Source organism: Pseudopontixanthobacter vadosimaris, assembly GCF_012979275.1.
Lineage (GTDB): Bacteria > Pseudomonadota > Alphaproteobacteria > Sphingomonadales > Sphingomonadaceae > Pseudopontixanthobacter > Pseudopontixanthobacter vadosimaris.
In genome coordinates this window covers 58776-76181 of the sequence record NZ_JABASZ010000039.1, presented here as the reverse complement: position 1 = coordinate 76181, position 17406 = coordinate 58776, and the positions used below count along the sequence as shown (strand labels likewise).

The window sequence follows — 17406 nt, the reverse complement described above, 5'->3', positions numbered from 1 at the left end:
GTGCCCAAACGCACTGACATCTCCTCGATCCTCGTCATTGGCGCTGGCCCGATCATCATCGGCCAGGCCTGCGAGTTCGACTATTCCGGCACGCAGGCGATCAAGGCCTTGAAGGAGGAGGGCTATCGCGTCATCCTCGTCAATTCCAATCCTGCCACGATCATGACCGATCCGGAAATGGCGGATGCGACCTATGTCGAGCCGATCACGCCCGAAATCGTCGCCAAGATCATCGCCAAGGAGCGCCCCGATGCGGTGCTGCCCACCATGGGCGGACAGACGGCGCTGAACTGTGCGCTTGCACTGGCGAATGACGGCACGCTGGAAAAATACGGCGTCGAGATGATCGGCGCGAAGGCCGACGCCATCGACAAGGCGGAGAATCGCCAGCGCTTCCGCGAGGCGATGGACAGCATCGGGCTGGAAAGCGCGCGCAGCGGCGTGGCCTATTCGGTCGACGAAGCCTTCAAGGTGCTCGAACGCACCGGCCTTCCGGCCATCATCCGCCCCAGCTTCACCCTTGGCGGAACCGGCGGCGGCATCGCCTATAACAAGGCCGAATTCGAACGCATCACCCGCGAAGGCATCGACGCCAGCCCGACCAACGAGGTGCTGATCGAGGAATCGCTCCTCGGCTGGAAAGAGTTCGAAATGGAAGTCGTGCGCGACCGCGCCGACAATTGCATCATCGTCTGCGCCATCGAGAATGTCGACCCGATGGGCGTGCATACCGGTGATTCCATCACCGTTGCCCCGGCCCTGACGCTGACCGACAAGGAATATCAGATCATGCGCTCGGCCAGCATCGCCGTGCTGCGGGAAATCGGTGTCGAAACAGGCGGTTCCAACGTACAGTTCGCCGTGAATCCAGCCGATGGGCGGCTGATCGTGATCGAGATGAACCCGCGCGTGTCGCGCTCCAGCGCGCTGGCATCCAAGGCGACCGGCTTCCCCATCGCGCGCGTCGCGGCGAAGCTGGCAGTCGGTTACACGCTGGACGAGATCACCAACGAGATTACCGGCGCAACCCCGGCCAGTTTCGAACCGACCATCGACTATGTCGTCACCAAGATCCCGCGTTTCGCCTTCGAAAAGTTCAAGGGCGCGAAAGACGATCTGTCCACCGCGATGAAATCGGTGGGTGAAGTCATGGCCATCGGCCGCAGCTTCGCCGAAAGCATGCAGAAGGCCCTGCGCGGACTGGAAACCGGCCTGGACGGCTTCAACCGCGTCGTGGAGCTCGAAGGCACGAGCAGGGACGTCATCACCGCCGCCCTGTCGCGCCGCACCCCCGACCGGCTGCTGAATGTCGCCCAGGCATTCCGCGAGGGGCTGAGCGTCGAGGAAATCCAGCCGATCACCGGATATGACGCCTGGTTCCTGCGCCAGATCGAAGCCATCATCTATGAAGAACGGATGCTCGGCCACACGGGCCTGCCGCGCGATGCCGCGGAAATGCGGCGTCTGAAGGCGATGGGCTTTTCCGACAAGCGGCTTGCCACCCTTGCCGTGCGCAGCGTGGGCGTTGCGGGCGGCATGGCGGAAACGCAGGCCCGGCGCAGCGGTCTGCTGCATGATACGCTGCGCGCGATGGCCGGGGCGACTTCGGAGGCCGAGGTCCGCAAATTGCGCGAGAAGCTGGGCGTCCATCCCGTGTTCAAGCGCATCGACAGCTGCGCCGCCGAATTCGAGGCGATCACGCCCTATATGTATTCGACCTATGAAGCGCCCAGCTTCGGCGAACCGGAGAACGAGGCCTGGCCCAGCGACCGCCGCAAGGTGGTGATCCTGGGCGGCGGGCCGAACCGGATCGGGCAGGGCATCGAATTCGACTATTGCTGCTGCCATGCCTGTTTCGCGCTCGATGAAGCCGGGTTCGAGACCATCATGGTGAATTGCAACCCGGAAACCGTCTCCACCGATTACGACACGTCCGACCGGCTCTATTTCGAACCGCTGACGGCGGAAGACGTGCTCGAGATCCTGCGCGTGGAGCAGCAGAATGGCGAACTCGTCGGCGTGATCGTGCAGTTCGGCGGGCAGACGCCGTTAAAACTGGCGCAGGCGCTGGAAGACGAAGGCATCCCGATCCTGGGCACCAGCCCCGACGCCATCGACCTTGCCGAAGACCGGGAACGCTTCGCCAAGCTGGTCGGAAAGCTGGGGCTGCGGCAGCCCGACAACGGCATCGCCCGCAGCCGTGACGAGGCCGCCGCCGTTGCGCGGGGCATCGGCTATCCGGTCCTGCTGCGCCCCTCCTATGTGCTGGGCGGCCGCGCGATGGAGATCGTGGACAGCGAGGCGCAGCTTGACGACTACATAGCGACGGCGGTGAATGTCTCGGGCGATTCGCCCGTCCTGATCGACCAATATCTGCGCGATGCGGTCGAATGCGATGTCGACGCGCTGTGCGATGGAACCGATGTCGTCATCGCCGGCGTGATGCAGCATATCGAGGAAGCCGGCGTCCATTCCGGCGACAGCGCCTGCACCCTGCCGCCCTACAGCCTGTCGGATGCGGTGATCGCCGAAATGGAGGGTCAGGCCCGGAAACTGGCGCTGGCACTCGGCGTTCGCGGGCTGATGAACATCCAGTTCGCGATCAAGGCGGACGAGAATGGGAACGAGCTGGTCTATCTGATCGAGGTCAATCCGCGCGCGAGCCGTACCGTGCCCTTCGTCGCCAAGGCAACCGGACAGCCGATCGCCAAGATCGCCGCGCGGATCATGGCGGGCGAAATGCTGTCCGCATTCCCGCCGATCCGGCGAAAATTCGATTACATGGCGGTGAAGGAAGCGGTGTTTCCCTTCGCCCGTTTCCCCGGTGCGGACCCGGTCCTTTCGCCGGAGATGAAATCGACGGGCGAGGTCATGGGGATCGACAGCGATTTTCCCGCCGCTTTCTTCAAGTCGCAACTGGGAGCGGGAGTCACGCTGCCCGAAAGCGGCACGGCCTTCGTTTCGGTGAAGGAAAGCGACCGGCAGGCCATCGTCCCGGCAGTGCGCAGCCTGATCGAGCAGGGGTTCTCGGTGCTCGCGACCGACGGAACCGGCGGATATCTTGCCCAACAGGGGCTGACGGTCGAACGGATCAATAAGGTTGCCCAGGGGCAGCCGCATATCGTCGACCGGATGATCGACGGCGGAGTGGACCTCGTCTTCAATACGACGGAGGGATGGCAGAGCCTGATCGATTCGAAATCGATCCGCGCCACGGCATTGCAGATGAAGATCCCGTCCTACACCACGGCCGCAGCATCCTTGGCGGCCAGCCGGGCGATCGCCTCGGTCAGGGTCAGCCAGCTTGAAGTGAAGCCGTTGCAGGACTATCATAGCTGAAACAACCGCGCTGCTTTCGCACATTCTCCATCCTCCAGGCGCCGTTCCACATCATGGAACGGCAGGAGGGGCGATCTGTTCGGATGCGAGCGAAACTGATTGGAACGTGTCATGGAAAAGGTCCCGATGCTCGCCGAAGGGTACGAGCGCCTGACCAGCGATCTGAAGGTCTTGCGTGCCGAACGGCCCAGGATCGTCGACGCGATCGAGGAAGCCCGCGCGCATGGGGATCTTTCCGAAAATGCGGAATATCATGCGGCGAAGGAACGGCAGGGCCAGGTTGAAGCCCAGATTTCCGACATCGAGGACAAGGTGTCGCGGGCGCAGATCATCGATCCGAAGAGCCTGTCCGGCGACCGGGTCATTTTCGGGGCGACCGTCACGCTGCTCGATGAAGATGACAAGCCGGTGAAATACCAGATTGTCGGGCAGACCGAGGCTGATGCGAACAGCGGCCGTATCTCCTACAGCTCACCCATGGCCCGCGCCCTGATCGGCAAGAAGGTGGATGAGGAAGTCGAAGTCACCGTACCTTCCGGTGACAAGTTCTACCTGGTGAAGAAAATAGAATTCATCTGAAACTTGTCCAAAACTGACATGAGAAACCCCCCGGTTTGGGGTTTTTTCGTCAGACATTCCAATCCTGAAGCTGCTCAGGCTTCAGGGTCGAGCAGCTTGTGAAGATGTACGATGACATATTTCATTTCGGCGTCGTCGACGGTGCGCTGCGCATTGCCGCGCCATGCTTCTTCGGCGGATTCGAAATTGCTGTAGACACCCACCACATGGATGCTTTCGGGGTCCTGAAATTCGAGCGTGCGGGGATCCTTGACCCTGCCGCCCATTACCAGGTGCAGTAATTGCTTGCTCTCTGTTTCGGCCATGTCTGAACCTTTGTGCAGCGTCGGCATGATCAGCCGCTGCCGTTCCGGATTGATGAAGATTATGCGTTCCACTAACGACTTCGGCGCGGCAGGCCAAGCCCGCCGCGCCGAAAATCGCGATTGCCGAACCGCAGGTTTCAGCGGCGCAGATCGCGCAAGGTGCGGTCCGCCTTCTTGCTGGCCTGACGAGAGAGACTACGCGCTGCATCGCCAGTGTTCCCGGCGCGGTAATGCGCTTCCCGGTTCAACTGGCGCGCCTTGTCGCTGATCCCGTCCCCGATATCCTCAGCCAAATCGCCTGCCGTATCGAAGATTCCGGTGGCATAGGCGATGCCAAGCTCGCTCAATGTGCTTGCAAGCGAAGACGCCTTCGATGTCGCCCTGCGCCGCATTCGCCGACCGGGGCCGGGGATCAGTGACGCAATGATGACACCAAGGGCGAGGCCGCCTGCAACTGCCGCAATCGGGTGATCTTTTGCAAAATTGACCGTGCCGTCGCGAATGTCGGCTGCATAGTCACCAATCCCGCGCTCCGCGTTGCGGGCCTCGCTGGCCTCGATCTTTTGTCGCAGTTCTTCGCGTTTTTCTTCTTGTGTCTGATTCATGTCGGAAAATCTTCGCCTACGATGTTTCTAAAATGGTGTTTCGGGCCAGCCGCGCTCAATAGTGACGATCATCATCTTCGTCCCATTCATCGTCATCCCAATCATCGTCATCCCAATCGTCGTCATCGTCGCCGGAGAAGATCGAGAGTATCGGATTGCGGGCAAACCACAGGCCGACAGCTGCCAGCAGGGCATACAGCACGCCGCGATTGTTGTCGGCGACCTCGACGGCTTCGTCGAACACATCACTCGCCCCGATCGCCGCCCGGTCGAACAAGCGCGACCCTACGCCTTTCTCTGCAAGATCTTCCCGCAGATGGCGGTAATCCTGCATGAACACGGCCTTCGCTCCATCGCGGATCGCCCGGTCCTGGCGAAGCTGATTGTCGATATCCATCACTGATCCGCTCATCGGTCGCCCTCCTTATAGGCAGAGGACATGGCCGCGAATTTCTTCCTGGCCATGTTGCCGAGGATCAATGCGCCGATGACGAGAAGTGCGACGACGAGAGCGGTTGCGCCCCACGCCGTGATCAGCGGTGTCAATGCGATGATCAGGCCGACCACCAGGGCAATCCCCGCCAGATGGAGGAACGCGAGCGCCCCTCCCAGGAAAGTTGCGCCCTTCTTGCCCTTTTCCAGGGTAAAGCGGGCGCGTGTCTTCTGATAGGCGAGTTCGGCCTCTGCGTAAGTCTTGCCATCCTCATAAAGAGCGGTGATGTCATCCTTCAGCGATCCGCCGGCATACGGGTCCTCGTGAGGCTCCGCCACTTCGGCTTCAATCGTGGGATCGGTCCGCACACTTTCTTCGAGCATTCAGTCTTCCCTTCTGAAGGGTGAAGGGATCAGCGGCGACCGGTGCTGAAGATTCGCGACAGCATGAAACCGGTTACGGCTGCGATCCCGATGGCCGTTCCGGGGCTCTTGCGAACGAATTCGCGGACATCTTCGCCCAGTTCCTCGATGCTCTTGTTGTCGAGACTGTCGGCCGTGTCCTGCAGGCTGCGCGATGCGGTGCGGGCATAGTCGCCATATTGCGCGCCCATCTTCTCGTCCAGCGTGGAAGCATTCTCGTCGACCAGGCGCGCGAGCGACGCGATGCCGCCGCTGACCTTGGCCTTGCCCTCCACGGCATATTCGCCAGCGCGGTTCTTCGCCTGATCGGTGTAGGCCTTGGCTTCGGCGCGAAGATCGTCACCCTTGCCGCGGGCCCGCGTCTTGTAATCGTCGGCGCGATGACCGGCCTCGGAACGCAGCGCAGCAGCGCCGGCCTTCGCTTCGTTCAGCGCCGAATTGAAGCGCGTCCGGGCTTCGTTGCGGCCGTCCGTGCCCGATGTTCCGGCATTGTCGTCCACTATCGTAGAGGTGTTGGTCGCCGTGTCAGCGGCGTTTCGCGTCGAACCGCCCGGATGGGTCGCGGTCGCGTTGTTCAGCGCCGTCGTCTTGCGGGTGCTGCTCTTTTCTGTGGTAAGCGGGGGTGTGCCGGCTTCTGCCATGGTCTTTTCCTTTGCCCTGATGCGTTTCGTAAGATCATCCCGTTCTGTCATCCGCCGAGAAGCGACGATCAAAAGACCGGGGTTTCAAAATGGCAACGCAACTTGCGCGGCATTGTTCCGACTTATAGGACGCGACGCAGACGATGCGGTGCTGATCCGCTTCGAACCGCGTTTACAGCAAACGGAGCCTGCCATGACCGCCATTATCGATATCCACGCGCGCGAAATTCTCGATAGCCGAGGTAATCCCACGGTCGAGGTGGACATCCTGCTCGACGATGGCAGCTTCGGTCGCGCCGCAGTGCCCTCCGGCGCCTCCACCGGCGCGCATGAGGCGGTGGAACTTCGCGATGGCGATGCTGCGCGTTACCTCGGAAAGGGCGTGTTGAAGGCGGTGGATGCGGTGAATGGCGAGATCGCGGAGCACCTGCTCGGCCTCGATGCGGAAGACCAGCGCGACATTGACGGCGTCATGATCGCGCTCGACGGAACCGACAATAAGAGCCGCCTCGGCGCGAATGCGATCCTGGGCACCAGCCTCGCTGTCGCGAAAGCCGCCGCCGCCGCCCGCGGCCTGCCGCTCTATTCCTATATCGGCGGGGTGGGAGCGCATCTGCTGCCCGTGCCGATGATGAACATCATCAATGGCGGCGAACATGCCGACAATCCGATCGATATCCAGGAATTCATGGTCATGCCGGTAGGAGCCGACAGCCTTGCCGAGGCCGTACGCTGGGGCGCGGAGATCTTCCATACGCTGAAGAAGGGCCTGACACAGAAGGGCCTCGCCACCTCCGTCGGCGACGAGGGTGGTTTCGCGCCCGACATCGCCTCCACCCGCGATGCGCTGGATTTCATCATGCGGTCGGTCGAGCAGGCGGGCTTCAAGCCGGGCGAGGATGTCGTGCTGGCGCTCGACTGCGCGGCGACCGAATTCTATCGCAGCGGCAAATACGAGATTTCAGGCGAGAAGCTGTCGCTGGACGGGCAGGAAATGGCCGAATACCTGGCGAAGCTCTGCGACGATTACCCGATCCGTTCCATCGAGGACGGTATGGCGGAAGACGATTTCGCGGGCTGGAAGGCCCTGACGGACAGGATCGGCGACCGGGTGCAACTGGTGGGAGACGATCTGTTCGTGACCAATCCGCAGCGGCTGCGGCAGGGCATCGCGGATGGTCTCGCCAATTCCCTGCTGGTGAAGGTCAACCAGATCGGATCGCTTTCCGAAACGATGCAGGCTGTCGATATCGCTCACCGGGCGGGCTACACCGCCGTGATGAGCCATCGCTCCGGCGAGACCGAGGATGCCACCATCGCCGATCTGGCGGTCGCGACCAATTGCGGGCAGATCAAGACCGGTTCGCTGGCACGCTCGGACCGGCTGGCGAAATATAATCAGCTGATCCGGATCGAGGAGGAGCTTGGCGGCAGCGCCCGCTTTGCCGGCCGCGAATGCTTTGGCCGTCTTTCCTGAAGGCGCTTTTGCCCGGGGGCGGGGAGCCTCAGCGGTTCTCCTCCTCCATTTCTTCCTCGACCTCCTCTTCGACCTCGTGCTCGATCTTCTCCATGCGTTCCATCACCCGGCGGTTCTTGGGGCTGAGGAGATATTGCCACACGCCCCACAGATTGATCAGCAGGAGGATGCCGTTCATCGCGGCAATCGGCATGGCATCGCCGGTCAGGCCGGAGACGATCCACATAATCGCCACGACACTGAACAGGACGAAGCCCCAACCGGTGGCGCGCCGGCCGAGATCGGCGGCGATAAGGCCTGCGGCTATCATGGTGCCGATGGCAGCGGACCATTCGAGCGGTCCGTTCATCGGCTGAGTCCCGTCCCTAGCCGCAGATTACCGAGGCCGATCATCATCTGGAGAAGCGGTTCTGCAGCTTCAACAGGGCGAGCGCAGCCTCGGCAGCCTCGCCGCCCTTGTTCTTTCTAGCAGGGTCCGCCCGTTCCAGCGCCTGCGCCTCGTTCTCCACCGTCAGAATGCCGTTCCCGATGGCAATTCCGTCCATGGACAGCGCCATGAGGCCGCGCGCGCTTTCTCCGGCGACGATCTCGAAATGATAGGTTTCGCCGCGGATTACCACGCCGATCGCGACGAAGCCGGCATAATCCGCACTATCCGCTGCCAGCGATATTGCGCCCGGCAATTCGAGCGCCCCCGGAACGGTCAGCACCTCCGCCTCGTGCCCTGCTGCTTCCAGGGCGTTTCTTGCGCCTGTGATCAGCATATCATTGAGATGTTCGTAGAAGCGAGCTTCCACGATAAGGAACTTGGCCATGTATCGCTCCCGGAGCGGTGATTGGGATCGTGCAGCGCTAGACGAATTGCGCGTGTCATCAAGAAGCGATTGCAGCGCGGTGCCGAAACCATCTTCTCCACCATGGCTTCCAGCGCCGATCACGAAGAAGAATCTCGGAACGAACGGACAAGCCAATCTTTCGAATCGCATAGCAGACGAATTAACGAACGAATTTTGCCGGAGTCGAGAAATGCAGCTCAAGCCCCTGAACGAACAGACGATCGTCATCACCGGCGGTTCGTCGGGAATCGGCCTCGCAACGGCAGAACGTGCAGCGCGCAGCGGGGCCAATGTCGTCATCATCGCGCGCGGTGAAGACGCGTTGGAAAAGGCTGCGGCGAAGATCCGTGCATCTGGTGGCAGGTGTGATCACGTCGTCGCCGATGTCGCCTCGCGCGAGCAGGTGCGCGCAGCGGTCGCCACTATAATTGACCGGCACGGCGGTTTCGACACCTGGGTCAGCAATGCCGGCGTGGGTGTCTATGCGAAGCTGGAGGACCTTGCGGATGAGGATCACCGGCAGGTTTTCGAAACAAATTACTGGGGTGTGGTCCATTGCGCGACAGAAGCCCTGCCGCAATTGAAGAAGCGCGGCGGTGCCCTCATCACCATGGGCTCGATATCGTCGCAGATGCCCGCGCCGCTCCTGTCCTCCTATACGGCCAGCAAATATGCAGTGAAGGGTTATATCGATTCGCTGCGGCTCGAACTGATGCATGACGACGCGCCGGTATCGGTGACGCTGATCCAGCCCAGCGGCATCAACACTCCTTTCAGCAAGCATGCGCTGAACGAAACCGACGATCGGGCGCAGGTTCCGCCACCTGTCTACGATCCGGAGATCGTTGCGAAGGCCGTCTGCAACGCGGCCGAAAATCCCGTGCGCGACATGATCGTCGGTGGCGGTGGCCGGGCGATGACCCTGCTCGCCAATGTCGCGCCCAATTTTGCGGATCACCTCTTCGAAAAGGCGTTCTTCGCGACGGCCCTGCGGGACAAGCGGAAGCGCAGGAGCAAGGGCGGATTCCACGAGACCGGTGCCGACGGTGCCATCTACGGTGATCAGGGCACCTTTATGCGAAGCACGAGTCTCTACACAACGATGCGGCTGAATCCCGCCGCTACGGCCATTGGCCTGCTGGCTGTCGCTGCCGGAGCGGCAGGCCTGCTGAAACGGCGAGGTTAGATAACCCGCCACGCGCGCAGAAGTTGCGAAAGCGGAGAATGCCGTCTTGGGGATCGCGCGATGAACCTCGCCGATCCCATATCGGCACGCAAAATTGCACGAGTTGCACGAAGAAGGGAAGAACATTGATCGCTTCGAACGCGCCGGAAAGACTACCTAAAAGACTGCCCGTATGATGTTTTCCTTTCTCCGATCCTCGGCCGCAGGATCGGGGCGGATCAAGCGATATGCCACACGTGGCAAGCGGACCGTGCAGATCAATACGCCTGTCATGGCAGCCCTGGCGATGGCGCTGCTGCTGCCCGCATGCGCTGCCGAGGACGACAAGGAGACGCGGATGATCGAGAGCGGGGCAGAGGCGGACGGTGGACGGGCTGAGCAGAAGCTCACACCGGCCGAGGCGCTGGCCCGCGTTCCGATCCCCTCGTCCCCTCCGGCAGAAAGTAAAGCCGAATTGCGGCTGGCAAGCGATCTCGAGCGTCTGGCGCAGGCATTCGAGGGGGAGGTCGGGATTGCCGTTCGCGATGTGGCGCGCGGCTGGACCGCGGAACATCGGGGTGACGAATTCTTCCCGCAACAGAGCGTCAGCAAGCTGTGGGTAGCGATCGCGGCGCTCGAACTGGTCGACAGGGGCAAGCTTGACCTGTCGGCGGAGGTAACCCTGGACAAGGATGATCTCACGCTGTTCTATCAGCCGGTCAGAACCCTCGTCCTGCGTCGCGACGGCTACACGACCACTCTCGACGATCTGCTGGAGAGAGCCATCATGCGGAGCGACAACACGGCCAATGATTTTCTGCTGCGACGGATCGGTGGGCCGGATACCGTACGCAGAATTCTCGCGGAGAAGAAGATCGGCGGCATCCGGTTCGGCCCGGGAGAGCGGAAGTTGCAAAGCGGCATCGCGGGACTGGAGTGGGATCAGGACTACTCGCTCGAATCCGGCTTTCACGAGGCTAGGGCAGAGGTGCCGGCGAAGAGGCGTGAGCAGGCGTTTCGAGATTATCTCGACAATCCGGTCGATGGAGCGACTCCGGTCGGGATCGCGAATGCCCTCGCCAGATTGCAGGAGGGCGAACTTCTCTCGCCCGCCTCCACCGCCAAGCTGCTGGCGATCCTGAGCAGGACGAAGAGCGGCCCCAGGCGTCTGAAAGGCGGCCTCGCACCCGGCTGGTCCATCGCCCACAAGACCGGCACGGGCCAGGTCTTCAAAGGCGTGCAGGCCGGCTACAACGATATCGGCGTAGTGACATCGCCGGGTGGCAGGTACTATTCCGTCGCGGTCACGATCGGCCGGACCAGCCAGCCCATTCCCGCAAGGATGCAGCTGATGCAGAACACGGTAAAGGCAGTGATCGCCTATGACCGGCGCGCGGCCCGCCAAAAAGGCGCTTGAGAGGCACGGGCGGTGTGGCCGAACCACGATTCCCACCGTGGAGGTGCACCAATACGACTATACCGATGCGATGGCGACCTCGCTGCGCCGACGACACGCAAGCGCGTCCCCGCCGGTTACATTGCCGATCTTGCCAGAAAAATGGTGGACGCACTTGGGTTCGAACCAAGGACCCGCTGATTAAGAGTCAGCTGCTCTACCAACTGAGCTATGCGTCCACGAGATTGCCGTGTGCCTTGCAGCGAAAGGGCGAATCGTGCCCGTCGCCGGGCAGGCGCTGCATATAACGCGGTGCCTGCACATTGAAAGAGGCCGCGCCATGTTTTTTCACCTCAGGCGGAGAATGAGCGTGCGCGGCGGCTGCGGTTCCAGCTGTTCACCATCATCAGCGCACCGATACAGAGCATGTTGGTGAGCATGGACGATCCGCCATGACTCATGAAGGGCAGGGGGATGCCGACGACAGGGGCAAGGCCCATCACCATCATCAGGTTGATGACGACGTAGAAGAAGATCGTGGCGACCATGCCGGCAGCCAGCAGCGATGCGAAGCGATCGCTGGACTGGCGCGCCACCCTCAGGCCCCATCCCAGGATCAGGACGAAGATGCCGATCACCACCAGCCCGCCGATCAGGCCCCATTCCTCCGCCATGGTCGCGAAGACGAAATCGGTATGGGGTTCGGGAAGGTAGTTGAGATGGCTTTGCGACCCTTCGTTGAAACCCTTGCCGAAAAGGCCACCGGACCCGATGGCGATCTTCGATTGGGTGATATGATAGCCCGACCCCAGCGGATCGCTTTCGGGGTCGAGGAAGGTGAAAACTCTGCGCTGCTGATATTCCTGCAGCCCGAAGAAGAAGGCGAGCGGCGCCGCGATGGCGGCCCCGAGTGCGCCGATGACGAACCAGCGCAGGGGCAGACCGGCCAGGAACATCACGATCGCGCCCCCGAAGATAAGCGCCAGCGACGTGCCGAGATCGGGTTGCAGCAACACCAGGCAGACCGGCGCAAACAGCAGGACACCGGCGGGCACGATCGCGCGCCACGAACCGGTCATGCCGGGCGGAAGCGTGTCGTAGAAACGTGCGAGCGCCAGCACGATGGCGGGCTTCATCAGTTCCGATGGCTGCAGGACAATAAATCCGAGATTGAGCCAGCGCTGGCTGCCCCCGCCGATCGCGCCGATCGCCTCCACCGCAACGAGCAGCAGCAGCACGATGCCGTAAATCGGATAGGCAAGAAATTTCACCCATTGCCGCGAAAAGCGGGTCATGATCGCCGCCATCACCAGGAACAAGGCGAAACGGACCAGATGCGACTGGGCATAAGGCTGCATGCTGCCGCCCGCCGCCGAATAGAGGACAGCCGCTCCGAAGGCGATGAGCGTGATCAGCGGGAACAGCATCGACCATGGCTGCCGCGCAATGGGTGCCGGAACTACCGAACTCATGGCGTCGCCGCCGCCGGCCTTGCACCCGCTGCCGGAGCTTGCGCCGGTGCTGGAACCCGTGCTGGAGCCGGTGCCGGTGCGGCGATCGTACCGGGCGGCGGGCCGGCCGAACCTTCCTCGTCCCCGGGTTCGGGGCGCGGCGTGGTTGGCCGGTCCGCCAGGGCGGATGGCCGTTCGGCAGCCGCGCGCGCTTCCGCATCGACACGGGCGAAGATATCCGCCTCGCGGCGCGGCACGGGCTCGACGCTTTCACCTGCCGCTGCCGCATAGGCTGCATATTTGGAGTTCAGCCGCTGCTGCGCGGTGCCGCCCCAGCCCTTTTCAAGTTCGGTAAGTGCGTCGAGGCCCTTCTGCGGGTCGAACATGAACGTCATGACGTCACGCGCGATCGGATAGGCGGCACCGGAACCGCCGCCATGTTCGATGACCACGGCACCTGCATAACGCGGATTGTTGAACGGCGCGAAGAAGATGAACAATCCGTGGTCGCGATATTTCCAATTGCCCGTCTTGCCGTCGCTGCGGCTGAGGCTGACGACCTGCGCGGTTCCGGTCTTGCCAGCCATGTTCACGCCCTCGATCGGAATGCGCGCCCGCCCGGCCGTGCCAGGTCCGTTGACCACGTCGGACATGGCGTTCTGGATCGTGCGGACATGGTCCTGACTGAAATTCATCGATGCCGGGGACGGGTCGTTCGGATTGATGATGAGGCGCGGCATCAGCTTGGCCCCGGTCGCTAGGCGCGCGGACATCACGGCGAGCTGGAGCGGACTGGCCAGCATGTAACCCTGCCCGATTGTCGCATTCACGGTGTCGAAGGGCTGCCACTCCCGCTCGTACTTCCGCATTTTCCATTCGGGATCGGGCACGGTGCCGTAGAACTGGCTGGTGACGGGCAGGGGGAATTCCTGCCCCATGCCGCAGCGCTTGGCCATCGGCGCGATGACATCCATGCCGAGCTGCTGGGCGAAATGATAGAAGTAGACATCGCAGCTCTGGTAGATGCCCTTGGCCATGTCGACGGTGCCGTGGCCGCCGCGTTTCCAGCAGCGGAAGACTCGGTTGCCGACCCGCAGGCCGCCACCGCAGAAGACGGTCGCGGCAGGATCCAGCCCGGCTTCCAGAAACGCCATGGACACCATCGGCTTGACCGTGGAACCCGGAGGATACAGCCCTTTGAGCACCTTGTTCCGCAGTGGCACGCGTTCGTCCTCGCGCAGCATCGAATATTCGACGCTGCCGATGCCGTCGGAAAAGCTATTGGGGTCGAAGCTCGGCATGGAGGACATGCAGAGCAGGTCGCCCGTCCTGCAATCCATCACTACCACGGACCCGGATTCGAGCCCCAGGCGGCGGGCGGCGTAATCCTGCAACGGGCCGTCGATGGTCGTGCGGACCGGGTTGCCCTGAATGTCTTCCCTGGTTGCAAGATCGCGGACGATCCGCCCTGATGCGGTCACCTCGACCCGGCGCGCCCCCGGAACGCCTCGCAGGCGCTGCTCGAACTGCTTTTCCAGTCCGTCCTTACCGATCTTGTATCCCGGCGTGATGAGGATCGGGTTGCCGTCCTCCTCGAATTCCTCGGCCGAGGCGGCGCCGACATATCCGATCAGATGGCCGACTGCGGGGCCGGTGGGATAATAGCGGGAGAAGCCGCGCTGCGGAACCACGCCCGGAAAATCGGGCAAGCGCACGCTGATGGCGGCGAACTGATCGTAATCGAGGCCGCTTGCAACCTCTACCGGCTGAAAATTGCGCGCCTCGGCCAGCTTCGATTTGACATCGGCGACCCGCGCCGGGTCGAGCGCGAGAAGTTCGGCCAGCTGATCTATCGTGCCTTCCGGGTCGTCCATGCGTTCGGGGATGACGTCGACGCGAAAATCGGCCCGGTTGGAGGCGAGGGGCGCATTGTTCCGGTCGAGGATCCATCCGCGGCGCGGCGGAATCAGGCTCAGATTGACGCGGTTGCTTTCGGATTCCAGCTCGTATTTCTTGTTCTCGGCAATGGCGATATAGCTCATGCGCCCGGCCAGCAGCAAGGCGAACCCGCCCTGGACAGCGCCGAGGGCAAAGGTTCGCCGGTCGAACCGGTTCTGCAGAATGGATGAGGAAACTACTTCCCTGCCGCGCTTTCCGAAAATCATCGCACCGACCGTACACGCCACAGCCTGAACCTATCCAGTCTGGCGACGATCCTGGCGACCAGCGGAAAGACCAGGATGGAGAGGACATATTGCGGAATCAGCACGATGGCGACCGACAGCTCGATATCCGCCCCGCTGAAAATCGCCGCGAACACCAGATAGGCACCCACCAGCAGAGTGGCGACGAGCCAGTCCTGGTAGAAACTGCGCCAGGGAAAGCGGGTTTCCACCCCTTCGATGGCGAGCATCACGACAGACCAGAGAAAGATCGCACTGCCGAAAGGCTGGCCGCTGAACAGATCGTCGAAAAGCCCCAGCGGAAACCCCGCCCACATCGGCAGCAATCCGGGCCGGACAAGGCGCCAGGCAACGAGAAACAGCAGTCCCGTCGGCGGGACGAGCGGAATGGCAGAGGCAATCGGGATCAGCGGCAGCAGCGACCCGAACAGGATCGTGAGCCAGGGAATTGAATAGGCAAGCAGCGGCGAATGATCGCGATTGATCCGGCTGCCATACCGGTCGCGCCGGGACCGGGGATTGAGGCGGTCGATCATTCGGTCTGAACCTCGGCGGACCCGGCCGGTTCCGCCGTGCTTTCTGCCGGCTCCACCTGAGCCGACCCGTCTTCGCCGAATGCTTCATCGGGTGCGGTATTCGCCCCGATCGCTGCAGCCGGTTGCCAGATCGGTTCGACCGACACGAAATCGGACGCCGCAGGGTCGCTGATGATGCGCGCGATGCCGCCATCCTCGGTCTTCTGGCTCAATACCGCGACGGCGATGCCGGGGCGGTAATATCCGCCAGCGCCGCTTGTCACGAAGACATCCCCGACTTTCAGGGGATTGATGCCGAGGTTGATCAGGCGAATGCGCAACCGTCCGTCGCCGCGCCCTTCGGCGAAGGCGACCGTTTCATCCTGCGCGCGGCGCACCGGCAGCACGCTTTCGCTGTCGGTCAGCAGCAGCACGCGCGAGGAATTGCGCGCCACTTCGAGGACGCGCCCGACCACCCCGCGCGGAGACCGCACGGGCATGCCCACCCTCACGCCGTCATTCGACCCTGCCGCCAGATAGGCGAAGCGCCGCGTGCTGGCAGCGGTGGAGGCGACGAGGCGCGCCACGGCCACTGGACGAACCTCGTCTTCCTGTAAGCGGAGAAGTCCCTTGAGGCGGCGGTTTTCCTGCTTCACCGCCGCCGCTTCGGCAAGGCGGATGCGGGCAAGCTCCATCTCCTCCTTCAGCGCGGCGTTCTGCCTGCCGGCGCGGAGATAGCCCTGAACGCTCTCGATGAACCCCAGTGATTCGGCACGGGCCGCGCCATTCGCCTGCGCCACGGGCACGGTCACGTCGCTGGCCGCTCCGCGCAATCCGCCGAACAGGGTGGGTTGCCACAGCGACAGACCCAGCAGCACGGCACCGACAAGCGCGCCGATGCCTGCGACGACATAGCCGGTGAACTGACTGAACTGCGCCCTGCGCGAATGCCCCGAGCGCCGTGAGGAAGGCGGCGCCATCCGATTTTCCCCTTAAGCTGTCATCAACACGCCGCGATAGATCGGATCTTCCATCGCGCGCCCGGTGCCCAGCGCAACGCAGGACAGCGGATCTTCCGCGATGCTGACGGGAAGGCCGGTTTCCTCGCGCAGATGCACGTCCAGCCCGGAAATCAGCGCGCCGCCGCCGGTGAGCACGATGCCCTGATCGACGATGTCGGCGGCGAGTTCGGGGGCGGTGTTTTCCAGCGCGATGCGAACGCCTTCGACGATGGCACCGATGGGTTCGGCCAGGGCTTCGGCAACATGACCCTGGTTGATGGTGATTTCCTTGGGCACACCGTTGACGAGGTCGCGGCCCTTGATGGTGATGGTTTCACCGACACCGTCTTCGGGCATCGTCGCGACGCCGTAGCTCTTCTTGATCCGTTCGGCCGTGCTTTCACCGATCAGCAGATTGTGATGGCGACGGACATAGGACACGATCGTTTCGTCCATCTTGTCGCCGCCGGTGCGTACCGATGTCGTATAGGCGAGGCCCCGCAGCGACAGCACGGCGACTTCGGTCGTGCCGCCGCCGATGTCCACCACCATCGAACCGACCGGCTCGGTCACCGGCATGTCCGCGCCGATCGCGGCCGCCATGGGCTCCAGGATCAGGAAGACCTGGCTGGCACCCGCATTGCTCGCCGCATCGCGGATCGCGCGGCGTTCGACCGAAGTCGATCCCGAAGGCACGCAGATCACGATTTCGGGGTAGCGGAACAGGCTCTTCTTGCCATGCACCTTGCGGATGAAATGCTTGATCATCTCTTCCGCGATCTCGATATCGGCGATCACGCCATCGCGCAGGGGGCGGATCGCCTCGATCGAATCGGGGGTCTTGCCCATCATCATCTTGGCATCGTCGCCCACGGCCTTGACCCGCTTGATGCCGTTCAGCGTTTCGATAGCGACCACGGAGGGTTCGTTGAGGATGATGCCCTGATCCTGCACATAGACCAGAGTATTCGCCGTACCGAGGTCGATCGCCATGTTCTGCGAGCCGAATTTCAGAAGATTCGAGAAAAAGCCCATTGGTGCCGAATTTCCGTGCTGTT

General features: G+C 62.6%; 17 protein-coding genes and 1 tRNA gene. 5 read left to right on the top strand and 13 right to left on the bottom strand.

Annotated elements, in window-relative coordinates; genetic code table 11:
- Complete coding sequence (carB, locus tag HG250_RS10420) at nt 1–3339, top strand: carbamoyl-phosphate synthase large subunit (RefSeq protein WP_170005260.1); 3339 nt, start codon at nt 1–3, stop codon at nt 3337–3339.
- 111 nt (nt 3340–3450) lie between these two features.
- Nucleotides 3451–3918 carry a transcription elongation factor GreA gene (greA, locus tag HG250_RS10415; RefSeq protein WP_170005259.1) on the top strand — a complete coding sequence of 156 codons (468 nt, stop codon included), beginning with the start codon at nt 3451–3453 and terminating at the stop codon, nt 3916–3918.
- Between the two features lie 74 nt (nt 3919–3992).
- Here greA and HG250_RS10410 read toward each other — a convergent pair whose 3' ends face one another.
- From HG250_RS10410 to HG250_RS10390, 5 genes are all read right to left on the bottom strand, one after another.
- Complete coding sequence (locus HG250_RS10410; RefSeq protein ID WP_170005333.1) at nt 3993–4223, bottom strand: DUF4170 domain-containing protein; 231 nt, start codon at nt 4221–4223, stop codon at nt 3993–3995.
- A gap of 137 nt (nt 4224–4360) precedes the next feature.
- Nucleotides 4361–4828, bottom strand: coding sequence for a hypothetical protein (locus HG250_RS10405; protein WP_170005258.1), 468 nt, complete (start codon nt 4826–4828; stop codon nt 4361–4363).
- Between the two features lie 55 nt (nt 4829–4883).
- Complete coding sequence (locus HG250_RS10400) at nt 4884–5240, bottom strand: hypothetical protein (RefSeq protein ID WP_170005257.1); 357 nt, start codon at nt 5238–5240, stop codon at nt 4884–4886.
- The gene (locus tag HG250_RS10395) at nt 5237–5644 is read right to left on the bottom strand and encodes a phage holin family protein (protein ID WP_170005256.1); all 408 of its coding nucleotides are present in this window, start codon (nt 5642–5644) and stop codon (nt 5237–5239) included. Before HG250_RS10395 ends, HG250_RS10400 begins: the two co-directional genes overlap by 4 nt.
- Nucleotides 5645–5673: 29 nt before the next feature.
- Nucleotides 5674–6375, bottom strand: coding sequence for a hypothetical protein (locus HG250_RS10390; protein ID WP_205763606.1), 702 nt, complete (start codon nt 6373–6375; stop codon nt 5674–5676).
- Between the two features lie 142 nt (nt 6376–6517).
- Here HG250_RS10390 and eno point away from each other — a divergent pair, with 142 nt between their 5' ends.
- On the top strand, nt 6518–7801 hold the full coding sequence (gene eno / locus HG250_RS10385; protein ID WP_170005255.1) for a phosphopyruvate hydratase: 1284 nt from the start codon (nt 6518–6520) through the stop codon (nt 7799–7801).
- A gap of 28 nt (nt 7802–7829) precedes the next feature.
- Here the strand turns inward: eno and HG250_RS10380 are convergent, their stop codons facing one another.
- A complete protein-coding gene (locus HG250_RS10380; RefSeq protein WP_170005254.1) occupies nt 7830–8150 on the bottom strand; it encodes a hypothetical protein in 321 nt (106 codons plus the stop codon).
- Nucleotides 8151–8193: 43 nt separating this feature from the next.
- Nucleotides 8194–8616 carry a 6,7-dimethyl-8-ribityllumazine synthase gene (ribH, locus tag HG250_RS10375; RefSeq protein WP_170005253.1) on the bottom strand — a complete coding sequence of 141 codons (423 nt, stop codon included), beginning with the start codon at nt 8614–8616 and terminating at the stop codon, nt 8194–8196.
- 211 nt (nt 8617–8827) lie between these two features.
- Here ribH and HG250_RS10370 point away from each other — a divergent pair, with 211 nt between their 5' ends.
- Both HG250_RS10370 and bla read left to right on the top strand, forming a co-directional pair.
- Nucleotides 8828–9823, top strand: coding sequence for an SDR family oxidoreductase (locus HG250_RS10370; protein WP_170005252.1), 996 nt, complete (start codon nt 8828–8830; stop codon nt 9821–9823).
- A 172-nt stretch (nt 9824–9995) separates the two neighbouring features.
- Entirely contained in the window at nt 9996–11219 is a 1224-nt protein-coding gene (gene bla / locus HG250_RS10365; protein WP_170005251.1) for a class A beta-lactamase, read from the top strand.
- Between the two features lie 142 nt (nt 11220–11361).
- On the opposite strand, the gene HG250_RS10360 is transcribed toward bla, so the two are convergent.
- From HG250_RS10360 to HG250_RS10335, 6 genes are all read right to left on the bottom strand, one after another.
- Nucleotides 11362–11437: transfer RNA gene (locus HG250_RS10360), tRNA-Lys, on the bottom strand.
- A 114-nt stretch (nt 11438–11551) separates the two neighbouring features.
- Nucleotides 11552–12670, bottom strand: a complete 1119-nt coding sequence (gene rodA / locus HG250_RS10355; protein ID WP_170005250.1) for a rod shape-determining protein RodA — start codon at nt 12668–12670, stop codon at nt 11552–11554.
- Nucleotides 12667–14814, bottom strand: a complete 2148-nt coding sequence (gene mrdA / locus HG250_RS10350) for a penicillin-binding protein 2 (RefSeq protein ID WP_170005249.1) — start codon at nt 14812–14814, stop codon at nt 12667–12669. Before mrdA ends, rodA begins: the two co-directional genes overlap by 4 nt.
- On the bottom strand, nt 14811–15368 hold the full coding sequence (mreD, locus tag HG250_RS10345) for a rod shape-determining protein MreD (RefSeq protein WP_170005248.1): 558 nt from the start codon (nt 15366–15368) through the stop codon (nt 14811–14813). The genes mrdA and mreD overlap by 4 nt, the downstream gene beginning before the upstream one ends.
- Complete coding sequence (locus HG250_RS10340) at nt 15365–16327, bottom strand: rod shape-determining protein MreC (protein ID WP_170005247.1); 963 nt, start codon at nt 16325–16327, stop codon at nt 15365–15367. Before HG250_RS10340 ends, mreD begins: the two co-directional genes overlap by 4 nt.
- 12 nt (nt 16328–16339) lie before the next feature.
- Nucleotides 16340–17383 (bottom strand): rod shape-determining protein, encoded by a 1044-nt coding sequence (locus tag HG250_RS10335; protein ID WP_170005246.1) that lies wholly within the window; start codon nt 17381–17383, stop codon nt 16340–16342.
- Nucleotides 17384–17406: the final 23 nt, after the last annotated feature.